We start from the raw sequence: 14329 nt of genomic DNA on the forward strand, positions 1-14329 counted from the left end.
TACCGGATTGGTCAGCCTCGGCATGCCGAACAAACACAACGACGCGCGGCGCCATCACATCCCGAAGATGCGGTTCAAAGTAACGAATTGGGCGTCGTACGAAGCCGGACTGCGCCGGCGCGGCAGTCTGACGCTGTGGGTCAGCGACGCGGCGATCGCCGCCTGGCGAGCGGCGCCGCGGACGACGCCCGGTGGGCAAGCGCGCTACTCGCAGACGGCTATCGAAACAGCCCTCATGGTCCGCTTGGTGTTTCATCAGCCGCTGCGCCAGACCGAGGGGCTGCTCGGCTCGTTGCTGGATCTCCTGGGCGTGGACCTGCCGGTTCCCGACCACACGACGATCAGTCGCCGGGCGGCGCGCTTGACGCCGGTGTTGGCCACGGCCCTGCCGACGGGCCCGGTCACGCTGGTGATCGACAGCACCGGCTTGAAGGTCTACGGGGCCGGCGAGTGGCACCGCGACAAGCATGGCGTGCGCGGGCCGCGGACCTGGCGCAAACTCCATCTCGCGGTGGATGCCGCCAGCAGCGCCATCGTCGCGGCCACGCTGACCACCACCAGCGACGGGGACGCCTCCCAGGTCGGACCGCTGCTCGACCAGATCAGTGGCCCCATCGACACCGTCATGGCTGACGGCGCGTACGACGGCGAACCGATTTACCAGACCATCGCCGCCCGGGATGCCGGGGCTCGGGTGATCATCCCCCCGCGCGCCACGGCGGTCGTGAGCGAGGCCGCCACAACCGCCCCGACCCAGCGGGACCGCCACATCCAGAGCCTGGCCGAGCACGGGCGCTCAGGCTGGCAAAAGCAGACCGACTATGGCGAGCGGGCGAAGGCGGAAACCGCGATGGCGCGTTACAAGCGCATCCTCGGCGACCAGCTGCGTGCACGCACGTTGCCCGGCCAACGAACTGAAGCCGCCACCGGCGTCATCATCCTGAACCGGATGATCGATCAAGCACGCCCGAACTCCGTCCGCATCGCCTGATCAAAGGTCGTGTCAGGCTTCACTGCGTCTGTGCGGACCTCGCTGCACCAACACCGCCTTTACCTGCCTCAGACCTGGGCGGACGATCCGGAGCGGCGGCGCACCGCTGGCGTGCCCGCGGCGATCGGCTTTGAGACCAAACCGCAGCTCGCGCTCGGCCAAGTGCGCGCGGCCCTGGCCAAGGGTGTGCCCTGCGGGCTGGTGCTGAGCGATGCCGGCTACGGCATCGACACGGACTTCCGCACGGAGCTGACCGAGCTTGGTCTGCGCTACGTCGTCGGCGTGCAATCTTCGATCAGCCTGTGGCCCCCCGGCCAGGAGCCATTGCCAGCCAAACCGTGGAGCGGTGTGGGCCGGCCTCCCAAGTTGAGGCGTCGGGATGCGGAGCACAAGCCCGTCTCGGCCTTGGACTTGGCCAAAAGCCTCTCGGTTCAGGCGTGGCGTACGATCACCTGGCGCGAGGGCACAAACGCTCCTCTGGCCTCGCGCTTTGCCGCGGTGCGCGTCCGGCCGGCGCATCGGGACGACTGGCGAAGCGACCCGCACGCCGAGGAATGGCTGCTGATCGAATGGCCCAAGGGGGAAAAGGAGCCGACCAAGTATTGGCTGTCCACCCTGCCCAAGAGGACCACGCGGACTGAGTTGGTGGCCGCCGCCAAGGGGCGGTGGCGCATCGAACGCGATTATCGCGAACTCAAGCAAGAGGTTGGGCTCGGCCATTTCGAAGGGCGGGGCTGGCGCGGCTTTCATCATCACGCCAGCCTGTGCATCGCCGCCTACGGCTTTCTGGTCGCCGAGCGATGTCTTTTCCCCCCTGAGCACCGCTTCCAGCCCGGGCCGCGCCCGACACCTGTCGTTCCCGCAGAGTACAGGCCCCGAGGAGCTCGTGCGCCCTGAACGCCACGTGCCAACCTCGATCGCCTCCGTCCGGCGCCTTATCTCAGTCGGCTTGGCCCGTCGCCTGCCCAGATGCCCGTGTTGCCTTCAGGCCTGCTCCCTGCAAAAGCACCGTTTATGACACAGTAGTACTATATGGCCACTCTCCGCGTAACCACGACGCTACATGCTAAAGGTTGAAGGCATTGTCGCATTCAACCGCCGATTGGCCACATAAAACTTTCAAGAACCCGGATTTCGATAGCGCAGTCACCACGAATTGCACCACATGAATGGAGGGCGCTCGGGCAATTGGGAGGGCGCGGAGATGACTGTTCCGAAGAACGCGGTGCTGCTGCGGATCTTCATCGGCGAGGACGACCGCCACGACGGCAAGCCGCTCTACGAGTGCATCGTCACGAAGGCGCGCGAGATGCACCTCGCCGGAGCCACCGTGCTGCGCGGCGGCATGGGCTTCGGGCACTCCAGCCGGGTGCACACCACCAAGATCCTCCGGCTCTCGCAGGATCTGCCGCTCGTCGTCGAGATCGTGGACAGTGAGGACAAGGTGAGCGCCTTACTCCCGGTTCTCGACAGCATGATGACGAGCGGCCTCGTCACGCTGGAGAAGATCCAAGTGCTCCAATATGGCCAGGAAACCATCCGCGAGCCGACGCGCCTGACCTGAGGCCAGCGAGCGGTTGATTTCCAGGCGAAGCCGGGTACCCTGCTTGGCGATGGGGATGGGGTCCCCCGAAACCGCCCGCGAGGGCCGATGACTCCTGCTGCGCATGTCCGCGGTAGGAGACTGCCTGAGCCCCGCTGTTCCGGCTCTTCCCGCGTCCATGCGTCCACTCACGAGGAGACGTCGCTTGGTTGCGCATTGGACACCGGCCCATCCGTCTCATCGTCGGCGGCAGAGTCCTCCCACCCACCATCCTCCGTTTCGTCCGAGAAGAACAATGTTCCTGACCTACTCACTGGTTGCCCTTGGCGGCGCCATCGGCAGCGTTGCTCGCTTCTGGTGCTCCGGCTTCGTCGCCAACGCCCTCGGGCCAACGTTCCCCTGGGGCACCCTGGTGGTGAACATCGTTGGCTCGTTTGTCATCGGCTTCACGGCCACGCTGACCGGCCCAGATGGTCGCCTCTTCGTTTCCTCGGACGCACGTACCTTCGTGATGGTCGGCATCTGTGGGGGCTACACGACCTTCTCGTCCTTCTCCCTCCAGACGCTCAGCCTGATGCAGGACGGCGAGTGGCTCCAGGCCGGGTGGAACGTCGTGCTGTCGGTCGTGCTCTGCATGATCGCGGTCTGGCTCGGGCACATGGCCGCGGCCAGCCTCAATCAGCTGAAAGGAGCCTGATTCATGCGGCCTCAACCGAGGCCGTGCTGCTGCGCGTCCACACCAGCGAGCAGGACATCTGCGGCGGAAAGCCCTTCTACGGGTTCCGTTGCAAAGTTTGACGGTTGGTGCGGAGAGCCGCGGCGTCCGTGTCGTCAGCCGGCAACACCGAACAGACCGGCGATGAAGGTCGCCTGGGCGGGCATGTCGTTGGCGGGAATGGCGGCGACTTGTCCTTTGCGCACCATCGCCATGATTTCGTAGCCGGTGATCGTCCGACGCGGCATGTGGAAGCCCTGAAACCCGAGCCCCGACCGAACCAGCCGCTTGATGCGCCGGTGATCTTGTTCAACAATATTGTTAAGATACTTCACTTGACGGAGCTTGGCGAAGCGCCACAGCTCGCCGTCCTTCTTCATCGCCATGGTCGCGCTCGGATAGGCAGCGTTCTTGCCGACGGTGATGGTGCGCGGGTTGACCGTGTGGGCCTGCCTCAGGGCTTTGCGGAAGAAGCGCCGCGCGGCCGCGTCATCACGCTTGGCGCTGAGCAGGAAATCGATGGCCTGTCCGCGCCCATCGACGGCACGGTACAGATACACCCACCGCCCCTTCACCTTGACATACGTCTCGTCGACCCGCCACGAGCCGGTCGTCATCCGCAGGTGCGGGCGGAGGCGCCGGTCCAGTTCCGGGGCGTAGGCCTGGATCCAGCGGTAGAGCATGGTGTGGTCGACCGAAACGCCGCGGTCGGCCAGCATGCACTCGAGATCGCGGTAGCTGATTGGGAACTGCAGGGACCAGCGCACCGCCCACAAGATGACGTTGGACGTGAATTGCCGTCCTTTGAACGGGTTCCTCTTCGACCGCATCACCCTGTCACCCCAGCTGCCGAACCGGCCAGGGTTCTACGCGATCTGGCCTGCGTGGCAAACCCTGCAACAGAACCGACCTCCATACCCAAGACCCGTAGGCACGACCAGGCAGTACGATGATGCGGGAGAAATCGATCGTGTTTCAGCGGCCCATGTGCCAGTGAGCGGTTGATCATCGCTCACCGGCGGGACGAACCAACGCGGGTGAGGGGGCGAGGTCCTCAGCCCGAACGGGCCAAAAGGGGCGTGCGCCACGGGCCAAGCTCAGTAACAGCGCCCACCCCTAAAGGGCCAATGTTACGGCATTAGGCCGTCCGGATGGCACCGAGGAACCGCTCCACCTCACCCCGCAGGCGGTCCGTCTCGGCGGTGACGCGGCCGGCGGCGTCGGTGACCTGCCCGGCGGCGCTGCCGGTCTGACCAGCGGCTTGGCGCAGGGTGGCGATGTTGTCCGAAACCTCCTGCGTGCCACGGGCCGCCTGCTGGACGTTGTCGGCGATCTCCTGGGTGGCGGCCCCTTGCTCCTCGATCGCCGCCGCGATGGCCGTGGCGATCTCGTTGAGCTGGCCGATGGTCGCCGCGATGCCCTGCATGGCCTCGGCGGCCCCGGTCGTCGCCCCCTGGATCTCGCTCACCTTCGCCTGAATCTCCTCGGTGGCCCGCCCGGTCTGGGTGGCCAGAGCCTTGACCTCCGAGGCGACCACGGCGAAGCCTTTGCCGGCCTCCCCGGCTCGCGCCGCCTCAATGGTGGCGTTCAGCGCCAGCAGGTTGGTTTGTCCGGCGATGGAGTTGATCAGACCGACCACCGTGTCGATCTGCTGGGCAGTGTCCGCCAGGGTGCTCACCAGCCCGTCGATGCGCCGGGCGTCCTCCACCGCTCGCGCCGAAATGGTCGTGGAGGTGGTCACTTGGCGCCCGATCTCCTGGATGGACGCGGCGAGTTCCTCGGTGGCCGCGGCGACCGTCTGCACGTTCGACGAGGTTTGCTCAGACGCGGCGGCGGCGTTGTTGGCCTGCCCGCTCGTGTGCTCCGCCGTGCCGGACATGGCGTGCGAGGTCTGGGCCATGGTGGAACTGGCCGTGCCCAGCGCCAGCAACACCGCACCAACCACCGCCTGGAAGTCGGCCACTGCCGCCTCAAGGGCCTCCCGCCGCCGCTCGCGCGCCTCGGCCGCAGCCGCTTGCTCGGCTTCGAGTTCCTGGCTGTGCAACGCTTGCCGGCGCAGTTGCTCCAACGCGAGGCTCATGCGGCCAAGCTCGTCCTCGTAGCCGGTGGAGGGGACGGGGGCGGTGTAGTTCTTCCGTGTGAGCTGGTCGACCGCGTGGGTGAGCGCACCGATGGGCCGGCGGAACCGGCGGACGAGGAACACGGCCGTCCAACCGGTGATCAGGACGGCCGCCAGCAACAGGCCACTGGCGATGAGCAGGCGCGTGCGTGCCTCGGCGACGTCCTCGTCGGCCAGACGGCCCACCTCGTCCAACGCACGGGCGCCGATCTCCATGAGCGGGCCCAGGGACGACGTGCAGAGCTTATTCCACGCATCGGCTGCCATCGCCGGCTGGCCCGACCCATCGAACTTGGCGAGGACAGCGTCCTGCGCCGCCCGGTTGGCCATCACTGATGTGTAGGCCGTTTCCAAAAGGCCGCGCACCGCCATGGGGGCGCCGGGACGGCTCAGCAGATCCTTGAGCTTGTTCCACGACAGGTCGGCCCCACCGCGGTTCGCCGCAAAGGCGCGAAGCTGGTCGGTGCTCAGCGGCTTGCTGGTCACGACATTGCCCCGCACCTGCGAGCACTCACGGCCGGTGAAGTCGCGCGCATCCCACGCGGCTTGGCGCACCAGAATCATTTCCGCGATGCGCGGGCTTTGCATCCGGGTCTCGTTGGCCATGGCGAGCGACGCCGCGGCGATCGCATCGATGACGCCGCCCATCGCCTTGTACCAAGCGTCGGTGTTCTTGATGTCCCGCTGCGTCTTCGGTCGATCCGCTTCGGTGAGAATGGCTTGGTAGGTGGAAGCGATGGCGCTCCAGCGGCTTTCGATCTCACGGCCGAGTTGCGGTCCGTCGGGCAATCGAGCTCCGGCAATGGCCTCCACGACGGCGCGCATGTCCGCTTCCGAATCCTTGTGCACCGTCTCAAGTGCACCGCGTGGTGTGTCGCTGGCGAGCAGCAGGTTCTGGACGTCCCCCCGGCGCAGGCGGATCTTTTTCATACGGTCGAATGCGGCCCGATCGGCGGCTGTCAGCTCCTTGGCCCGCTGGCTGTGCCCCCAATCGGAGGCGGCGTCGACGATCGCGTAGCCGAGTACGGAACACAGCAAAAGGCCGATAGCACCCACGCTGGCGGTCATCACCGTCGTAAGGGATTGTCTCATGTCGCTTCCCTATGATGTCGCTGCTCTTTTTGGTGGCAGCTCGTTTCCCTTTGAAAAACAAATGGCCACAAATTTATAACGAATGATTACCAAATTTGGGCAAAGGAGCGATGTCACGGCCATCGCATGCCCGATGCGAACGTGCGAATCCTGGCAGTCTCTGTTGACCGCCATGGCCCCGTGGCGCCACGTGGGCTGCTCCCGCACGACCCGACACGGCATCGTCACATTAACTTGAGCGATGCCGTGAAAAGGCGTGCAGCGGAGCGGTGGCCGTCCTTATGCTGCGGTGCGAGCACACGTCTCCTCTTTCCAGACAGCGAGAGCCCCGGCGCGGTGTACACGATACTCGGCCGCACCCATCCGGTGTCGGCGAGGGTGGGAGTGCTGGTGAATGGGGCCATGTGCGGAGAGAAACTGCTGTGCTTGCCGAGGTGACTTGAACGTTTCATCCGTCGCTCGCGTAGCCGGGGCGGCGGATGCGAGTGCTCGCCCCGGGGGATGAGTTTGGCCTTGGCGGCTCCAGACGATTTCAGGCCGTCGGTGATGACGCCCCGCGGCACGTCGAGCAAGCCCTTCAACAGCTTCGTGAAAAAGCGCTTGGCGGCTTTGGTCGTGCGCCGGCTTTGCACCAGGATGTCGAGCACCGCGCCGTCCTGGTCGACCGCACGCCAGAGATCGTGCTGGACGCCGTTGATCCGGATGAAGACCTGATCCAAGTGCCAGTGGTCGCCGGGTTTCGGCCGCCGGCGGCGCAGCCGGATGGCGAAGGTCTGGGCAAACTTGCGGCACCAGGGCCGCACCCTCTCGTAGGAGACCTCGACACTGCGCTCGGCCAGGAGCCGCTCGACATCGCGGAAGCTGAGCGGGAACGTGTGGTACAGCCAAACGGCGTGCGCGATCAGCTCGGCGGGAAAGCGATGGCGGTAGTGGGGATCGGGATCACGTCTCATTCCGTCAGCATGCCCAACCCAGACCACGATCGCCATCCCCGAGGTTTCCGTGACAATGCCGCGCCAGCTTCGGTCCAGATCGCGTCGACCGCCTGCTGTCCGCGGCCATGGCCGCAAGCTCGGTCATCGCCTCATCCACGAAGGCATCGACGTCGGAGAACGCGTCCCACGAGGCCGGCGTGGTGCTTGCGGGATGAACGGCGGTGCCCATAGACTACGTTTCCAAGAGGTCAGAACGAAGCCCGCAGAGCTACCAGACCGCTCCGCCACCGCACCACCCTGTTCAGCTGAAAGTAGCATACTGCTCCGCGCCGGCCAGGATCCCTCGGCTACAAACATGTTCTCAGCGCCAACGCGACGAACCGGATAAACTCTTCCTGAAATGCCGCTTAAATGAGTCCGGCATCCTCATCTGGGAACCCTTCAGGCGCCGGCCGTATCACCGGCATCGACCTCGTGCAGGCGGTGTGGGCGCGACTGGGACCGGCCATGCCGGGGCTCATCCTGAGCGGCGACACTGGGCTTGGTCGCCTTCTCGCCATGAAGGCGAGCGGCTGCCATCTCCTGCACAAGCCGCTTTACCGGACCAGCTGCGGGCGGCCGTCGAGGAGGCGCTCACGGTGGTGCCGGCGGGCGCGGCTCCCGACCCGGTGCCGTGACCCTGTCCGCCGGCCGCCCTTGGCCACGCGATCGGAAGAAGGAAACGACACCATGACGGTGTGGCATCCAATCCGCACCCCTGGTGGCCGTCCGGGGGACGGGGCCTGGACGCGCCTGGGGAAATGACAAACCGAGGTCTTCCGCTGTGAAAGCTCGCCGGAGGAATGGTGGTGGGAGGCGCTGCAAGACGGTGACCGACGCGTGATGATGGGACGGGCGCACACGCGTGAAGCCGCGCAGGCGTTTGCGGAAGGTAGGATCCGTTTGCAAGGGCCGTGATGCTGCTGCGGACAGCGTGCGGCGCCTGCACGACCCGCCGTGAGTCGCTTGCCCGAACGGTGGCGCGGCTGGCCGCTGCGGGCCAGCCGCCGTGAGGACTCAAAAGTCCATGTCCCCCATGCCACCGCCGGGCATCGCCGGAGCGGCCTTCTTCTCCGGTTTCTCGGCGATCATGGCCTCCGTCGTGATCAGCAGGCCGGCGATCGAGGCGGCGTCCTGCAGCGCGACGCGCACCACCTTGGTCGGGTCGACGATGCCGAAGCCGAACATGTCGCCGTACCGGTCGTTCTGGGCGTCGTAACCCCAGTGCGCTTCGCCGCGGTCGAGCAGCTTGCCGACGACGATCGAGCCGTCCACCCCGGCGTTGGTCGCGATCTGGCGCGCTGGGGCTTGGAGGGCACGCCGGACGATGTCGATGCCGATCCGCTGGTCGTCGTTCTCCGGGGCGAGGGAGTGCAGCGCCTGAGCGGCGTAGAGCAGAGCGGCGCCCCCGCCGGGCAGGATGCCTTCCTCCACCGCCGCGCGGGTGGCGTGCATGGCATCCTCGACGCGGTCCTTGCGCTCCTTCACCTCGACCTCGGTGGAACCACCGACCCGCACGACCGCCACGCCGCCGGCCAGCTTCGCCAGACGCTCCTGCAGCTTCTCGCGGTCATAGTCCGACGTCGTCTCCTCGATCTGCGCGCGGACCTGCGCGGTGCGGGCCTGGATGTCCTCCTTGCGGCCGGCGCCGTCGATGATCGTGGTGGTCTCCTTCTCAATGCGCACGCGCTTGGCCCGACCGAGCATGACGATGGTCACGCTCTCCAGCTTGATGCCGAGTTCCTCGGAGATGACCTGACCGCCGGTCAGGACCGCGATGTCCTCCAGCATGGCCTTACGGCGGTCGCCGAAACCCGGCGCCTTCACGGCCGCGACCTTCAGGCCGCCACGCAGCTTGTTCACCACCAGTGTAGCGAGCGCTTCGCCCTCGACGTCCTCGGCGAGGATCAGCAGCGGCTTGCCCGACTGCACGACCTGCTCCAGCACCGGCAGCAAGGCCTGCAGGCCCGACAGCTTCGTCTCGTGCAGCAGGATGAAGGCGTCCTCCATCTCCGCGATCATCTTGTCGGCGTTGGTGACGAAGTAGGGCGAAAGATAGCCGCGATCGAACTGCATGCCTTCGACGACGTCCAGTTCGGTGCCGAGGCTCTTGGCCTCCTCCACCGTGATAACGCCCTCGTTGCCGACCCGCTGCATGGCCTGCGCCAGCATGTCGCCGATCTCGCGGTCGCCGTTGGCCGAGATGATGCCGACCTGGGCGATTTCTTCATTGGTGGTGATCTTGCGGGCCCGCACCGTGAGATCGGCCACCACCGCCTCCACGGCCCTGTCGATGCCCCGCTTCAGGTCCATGGGGTTCACCCCGGCAGCCACCGCCTTTGCCCCCTCGCGTACCATGGCCTGGGCGAGCACGGTCGCGGTGGTGGTGCCGTCACCGGCCTCCGTGCTGGTCTTGGAGGCCACCTCGCGAACCATCTGGGCGCCCATATTCTCGAACTTGTCGGGCAGCTCGATCTCCTTGGCGACGGTCACGCCGTCCTTGGTGATGCGCGGCGCGCCGAAGGACTTCTCGATGACGACGTTGCGGCCCTTGGGCCCCAGCGTCACCTTCACGGCATCGGCCAGAATGTCCACCCCGCGCAGCATCTTCTCGCGGGCCAGCGTGGAGAACTTCACCTCTTTGGCAGTCATGGCTCAACCCTCCCTTGGCAACGCATGGACCGCGACGCTCAGGCGGTTATGACCGCCATGATGTCGGTCTCCTTCATGATGACATTATCCATCCTATGGAACTAATTGGAAAGTGGCCGTGGTCTCTATCCGGAAGTGCAACTCTTGTATCAGTACAAGAGCTTACCGGCTTCGGGGGTCAGGATGGGCACGCACTCTTCCCACATCGATCTGGCGGAACAGCGGCGCCTTCAGAAGATGCGTGATGCCAAGGTGCCGGTGGCGGTCAGATCAACGAGGGGTCGGCGCGCTCGATGAGGCGTTTGCCATTGTCGCGCGCAACAGTGAGCGCTTCTACGAAGCGGAACTGCACCGACTGCAGGGCGGGATGGTTTCCGCTGATGCGGCTGCGGCGTGCTTTGCCGAGGCCCTTGCCGTCGCCCAGCGCCAGCGCGCCCGATGTTTTGAACTCCCGACCGCAACGACGTTCGCGCAACGGGGCGACGCGGTATCCGCGGCTCATTTGGAGGGCATTCTCGCATGGTTCAACGAAGGATTCGAGACCGCCGACCTGACCGAAGCCAAAATCCAGCTAAATGAGGGCATAGCGCCCATTGTCAGATAAACAACGCCAAGGCCGACTGATTCAGGAGCATGGAATTACGCGACCAGCTGTTGTGCATTGACATTAAGCGGTCGGACACTGTTCTCTTATGCGGGCTGCGGGGTCAAGTCCTCCGGGATGCCTCGGCTTTGCGGGTTGGCGTGAACTGACCGGTTTCAGTGTTCTCTCCGCGGTCGGCACAAGGCCGCCGCATGACGCCGTTCCGCTGGCCGAAGCGGAACTCGACGGATCCACACGCTCATGCCGCGGCTCCTTCCTGTGACCAGTGGAACTCCGAGCCGTCCGTCCACATGCGGTGCGGCACGATGCGACGTTGTTGCAGCGAGGCGGAGATTGCGGGTGGCGGGACGGCATCGTAGGAGAGGGGCCGCGGCTCACTCCAAGTTCTGATCCGACCGATGCCGTTCGAAGCCAGCACCGCTCGCCGCCACCACATCCCCAGGCAGCGGTACCGGGTTCGCAACTGGAGGGAGTGTGATGCGGCGCTGCGGACGCGTGGCAGCCTAACCGTCTGGTTCAGCGACGAGGCCGTGGAGCGTTGGCGTGCCGCGACGCGAGCCACACCGGGCGGGCAACGTACCTACTCCGACCTGGCGATCCTCACGACGTTGATGCTGCGCGCGATGTTCCGCCCCCACCAGCAACAACCTCGGAGCCGGTTCGCCTGTTGGTCGACAGCACCGGTGTGAAGCTGTGCGGCCGCGGTGACTGGCTGGTCGAGAAGCACGGCACGCGCCGGCGCCGCGCGTGGCGGAAGCTGCACATCGGCCTGGACGCCGCCACCGGGCGCATCGGCACCGCGACACTGACCGACCATGACGTGGACGACGCCTCACAAGTCGGCCGACTGCTGGACCGGATCCACGAGCCCCTCGATGCTGTCATCGCGGACGGCGCCTACGACCAGAGCGGCGTCCATGCGGCTGTGAACAAGCGGCATCCGGAAGCGGTCGTGGTCGTGCCGCCGCGCTCCACCGCGGTGCTGAGCGATACCGCGCAGAGCGAGCCAACACCGCGGGATCGGCATCCGCAGGCCATCGCCGAAGGTGGCCGCAGGGCATGGCAGGCGACGTCCGGCTACAACGTGCGCGCGCTCGTGGAGGCCTTCTTCAGCCGCTACAAACACGTGATCGGGGAGGGGCTCCGCTTCCACGCCGACGACCGGCAGCAGACCGAGATTGGTGTCGCCGTCCTGGTCCGGAACCGCATGCTCGACCGTGGACGTCCGGACTCCGTGCGCATCGCGTAATCAACAGCGCCAGCCACACCGTCAGAAGCTCCACCGCCTCGATGCACCAACGCCCCTTGGAGGCGTTCCAGCGCGGCAGCGCCTGACCGGAGGGCCGGAATCGGACGCAATCAGCGGGGTTTGGGGTGCGGCGTGTCGCGCAATCCGCGGATGGACTGCATCCGCTGCTCCAACTCCTCGGTAACGATGCGCGCGTCGTCCCGGTTACGGACGACCCGGGGCGTGATCAGGACCAGCAGTTCGGTGCGCTCGGCGGTCAGATCGTTCGATTTGAACAGGTTGCCCAGGACGGGGATGTCCGACAGGATCGGCAGCCCGCTGGTGCCGTTGCTCCGCCGGTCGCGGATCAGCCCGCCGAGCGCGATCGTCTCGCCGCCATGCACCGCGACGGAACTCTGAAGCTTGCGCTGCCGGATGGTCGGGGCGTCGATGTTGGACGTGGTGGTGGGAACGACGTCGCTCACCTCCTGCACGATGTCGAGCGTCACAAGGCCGCCGGTGTTGACCCGCGGCGTGACGCCGAGGATGACGCCGGTGTCCCGGAACTCGATGCTGTTCACGATGGGTGCGTCGGGGCTGATCACGCTGCGCGACGACTGGACCGGGACGGGAACCTGGTCGCCGACCTGCAGGGTCGCCGTCTGATTGTTGAGCACCATGAGCTGGGGCGACGAGAGCACGTTCACGCCCGTGATGCTTTGCAGAGCGTTCAGCGCCACCTGGATATTGGCCGCGCTGTAGAAGTAGGAGAAGCCGGGAAAGGCCGGGCTGACAGCACCATTGCCGTTCGGCGTCAGGCGGAACTGGCTGCTGCCGCTCTTGAAGAACCATTGCAGGCCGTAGCGCAGCTCGTCGTTCAATGAGACTTCCAGGATGGTCGCCTCGATCAGAACCTGCACCGGCACGACGTCCAGGCGCCGGAGGGCCGCCTGCACCATGCGGTATTCCCCCGCTCGGGCCAGGATGAGCAGCGCGTTGTTCGATTCGTCTGCGACGACCCGGATCGAGCGGCCCCCCGACGGCTGACCGCCGGTCGCGTTGGAGTCGCCCAGTTCCAGGTCGTCCGCGGACGGGGCGGCTGTGGATGAAGACGCCGATGGGGACGGCACAGCCGGCGCGGGCGAGGACAGGTCCGTCCCGCCGGACGAACGGGTGCTCGACGACCGCAGGATCTGGCTGCGCCCCATGGACGACGCGGCGGCCGAGGGGATCGACAGGGTCGACGGCGTCAGTCCCGGCGCCACGGCCGCCGGTCCGGTGACGGCAGTCTCGGCGGCGAAGATGCGGCCAAGGGCGCGGGCCAGGTTGGCGGCCCGGCCGTTCCGGACCGGGTAGACGTGCAGGGCGTATCCGGCGTCGCTCGGCTGGTCGAACTGGCGCACCCACAGCAGCGCCTCATCGAGGTAGGACGGCTGCCGGGCGATGACCACGACGGCGTTCAGCCGGTCGATCGGCACGAACCGGACCATGCCGCCGTTCGGCCCGGACTGGGGCGTGCCGAACATGCCCGACAGGTCCCGGGCCACCGCCGACGCCTCCGCCTCCTGCAGGGGCTGGAGTGCGAAGGACATGCCCCGCATCCAGTCCACGTCCAGCACCCGGACGAGGTCGCCGAGGCTGCGGATGTCGTCGGGGGAGCCGGTGAGGAACAGCAGGTTGCGCTGCTCGTCGGCCACGATCTGGACGCCGGCCGGCGACAGAGACTGCATGATCTTCTGCACGTCGCCGGTGGTCACGAAGCGAAGCGGCACGGCGCGGGTTCCGAAGCCGCCCAATGTGGCGCCGGACCGCAGCGACGCCTCGCGCGCGGCGCCGTCCAGGGGCACCACCTGGACCATCGCCCCGTCCTGGAGGAGCGTCGCCCCGTTCATCTTCAACGCCTGCTCCAGCGCCGGCAGCACGGCCTCGCGCGCCAGCGGCCCCCCGGTCTGCAGCGTGACCGTCCCCTTTACCCGCGGGTCGATGATGTAGCCGAGGCCCATAACGTCGCCGAGGACGCCGCGGGCGACCTCCCGCACGTCGGCATCCACGAAGTTGAGCGTGACGTCGCCGCCGTCCAACCGGGCAACGGCTGATCCGGCGGCGGGGCCGCCCGCCGGGGCTGGGGTGGAAGCGCCGGGGCCGCGCCGCACGAAGGGTGCGGGGGTTTCCCGCCGGATCGCATCGCCCTCCCGGCTTCCCTGGACATCGCCTGTCAGAGGCATGGGGGGGCGCCCGGCCGTTTGGAATTCTTCCGATTGACGGGCCAGCAGCCGGTCCGGGGCAACGCACCCCTCCAGCAGCAGCGGCGCCAGGACGAGCGGCAGCCAGGCGCGCTTGCTTCTCATCCGGGCACCACGTCCGTCCACCACGTCCGCATGAGGGCGCAAGCGTTGCTTTGGCGGACGGGG

General features: G+C 66.8%; 8 protein-coding genes, 3 pseudogenes and 1 riboswitch. Of the genes and pseudogenes, 5 read left to right on the forward strand and 6 right to left on the reverse strand.

Annotation, left to right across the window (positions count from 1 at the left end):
* Positions 1–22 precede the first annotated feature (22 nt).
* The 4 genes and pseudogenes from M2351_RS20660 (at position 23) to crcB (ending at position 3231) form a co-directional block, all read left to right on the forward strand.
* Positions 23–991, forward strand: coding sequence for an IS5 family transposase (locus M2351_RS20660; RefSeq protein WP_264657924.1), 969 nt, complete (start codon positions 23–25; stop codon positions 989–991).
* Between the two features lie 51 nt (positions 992–1042).
* Positions 1043–1888, forward strand: a pseudogene (locus M2351_RS20665) (IS701 family transposase); the annotation flags it as partial.
* Positions 1889–2195: 307 nt separating this feature from the next.
* Positions 2196–2555, forward strand: coding sequence for a DUF190 domain-containing protein (locus M2351_RS20670; RefSeq protein ID WP_264657940.1), 360 nt, complete (start codon positions 2196–2198; stop codon positions 2553–2555).
* A 42-nt stretch (positions 2556–2597) separates the two neighbouring features.
* A riboswitch (Fluoride riboswitch) is annotated at positions 2598–2659 on the forward strand.
* Between the two features lie 176 nt (positions 2660–2835).
* Complete coding sequence (crcB, locus tag M2351_RS20675; protein ID WP_264658099.1) at positions 2836–3231, forward strand: fluoride efflux transporter CrcB; 396 nt, start codon at positions 2836–2838, stop codon at positions 3229–3231.
* A 134-nt stretch (positions 3232–3365) separates the two neighbouring features.
* Here the strand turns inward: crcB and M2351_RS20680 are convergent, their stop codons facing one another.
* The 5 genes and pseudogenes from M2351_RS20680 to M2351_RS20700 all read right to left on the reverse strand — a co-directional run bounded on the left by M2351_RS20680 (position 3366) and on the right by M2351_RS20700 (position 10588).
* Positions 3366–4079, reverse strand: a complete 714-nt coding sequence (locus M2351_RS20680) for an IS6 family transposase (protein WP_264657941.1) — start codon at positions 4077–4079, stop codon at positions 3366–3368.
* A 308-nt stretch (positions 4080–4387) separates the two neighbouring features.
* Entirely contained in the window at positions 4388–6460 is a 2073-nt protein-coding gene (locus M2351_RS20685; protein ID WP_264657942.1) for a methyl-accepting chemotaxis protein, read from the reverse strand.
* 279 nt (positions 6461–6739) lie between these two features.
* Positions 6740–7413, reverse strand: a pseudogene (locus tag M2351_RS20690) (IS6 family transposase).
* Positions 7414–8451: 1038 nt separating this feature from the next.
* Positions 8452–10086, reverse strand: coding sequence for a chaperonin GroEL (gene groL, locus M2351_RS20695; protein WP_264657943.1), 1635 nt, complete (start codon positions 10084–10086; stop codon positions 8452–8454).
* Positions 10087–10351: 265 nt separating this feature from the next.
* Positions 10352–10588 carry a hypothetical protein gene (locus M2351_RS20700; protein ID WP_264657944.1) on the reverse strand — a complete coding sequence of 79 codons (237 nt, stop codon included), beginning with the start codon at positions 10586–10588 and terminating at the stop codon, positions 10352–10354.
* Between the two features lie 500 nt (positions 10589–11088).
* Between M2351_RS20700 and M2351_RS20705 the strand changes: the two are divergent.
* Positions 11089–11939: pseudogene (locus M2351_RS20705) on the forward strand (IS5 family transposase).
* 110 nt (positions 11940–12049) lie between these two features.
* Here the strand turns inward: M2351_RS20705 and gspD are convergent.
* Positions 12050–14266: a type II secretion system secretin GspD gene (gene gspD / locus M2351_RS20710; protein WP_264657945.1), complete on the reverse strand. Its 2217-nt coding sequence runs from the start codon at positions 14264–14266 to the stop codon at positions 12050–12052.
* Positions 14267–14329: the final 63 nt, after the last annotated feature.

The organism is Azospirillum canadense (assembly GCF_025961225.1).
Lineage (GTDB): Bacteria > Pseudomonadota > Alphaproteobacteria > Azospirillales > Azospirillaceae > Azospirillum > Azospirillum canadense.

What these genes read in the sequence shown, in the direction of transcription:
- M2351_RS20660 (WP_264657924.1), top strand. Translation starts at nt 23, where the DNA reads ATGCCGAACAAACACAACGACGCGCGGCGCCATCACATCCCGAAGATG.
- M2351_RS20670 (WP_264657940.1), top strand. Translation starts at nt 2,196, where the DNA reads ATGACTGTTCCGAAGAACGCGGTGCTGCTGCGGATCTTCATCGGCGAG.
- M2351_RS20680 (WP_264657941.1), bottom strand. Translation starts at nt 4,079, where the DNA reads ATGCGGTCGAAGAGGAACCCGTTCAAAGGACGGCAATTCACGTCCAAC.
- M2351_RS20685 (WP_264657942.1), bottom strand. Translation starts at nt 6,460, where the DNA reads ATGAGACAATCCCTTACGACGGTGATGACCGCCAGCGTGGGTGCTATC.
- groL (WP_264657943.1), bottom strand. Translation starts at nt 10,086, where the DNA reads ATGACTGCCAAAGAGGTGAAGTTCTCCACGCTGGCCCGCGAGAAGATG.
- M2351_RS20700 (WP_264657944.1), bottom strand. Translation starts at nt 10,588, where the DNA reads ATGAGCCGCGGATACCGCGTCGCCCCGTTGCGCGAACGTCGTTGCGGT.
- gspD (WP_264657945.1), bottom strand. Translation starts at nt 14,266, where the DNA reads ATGAGAAGCAAGCGCGCCTGGCTGCCGCTCGTCCTGGCGCCGCTGCTG.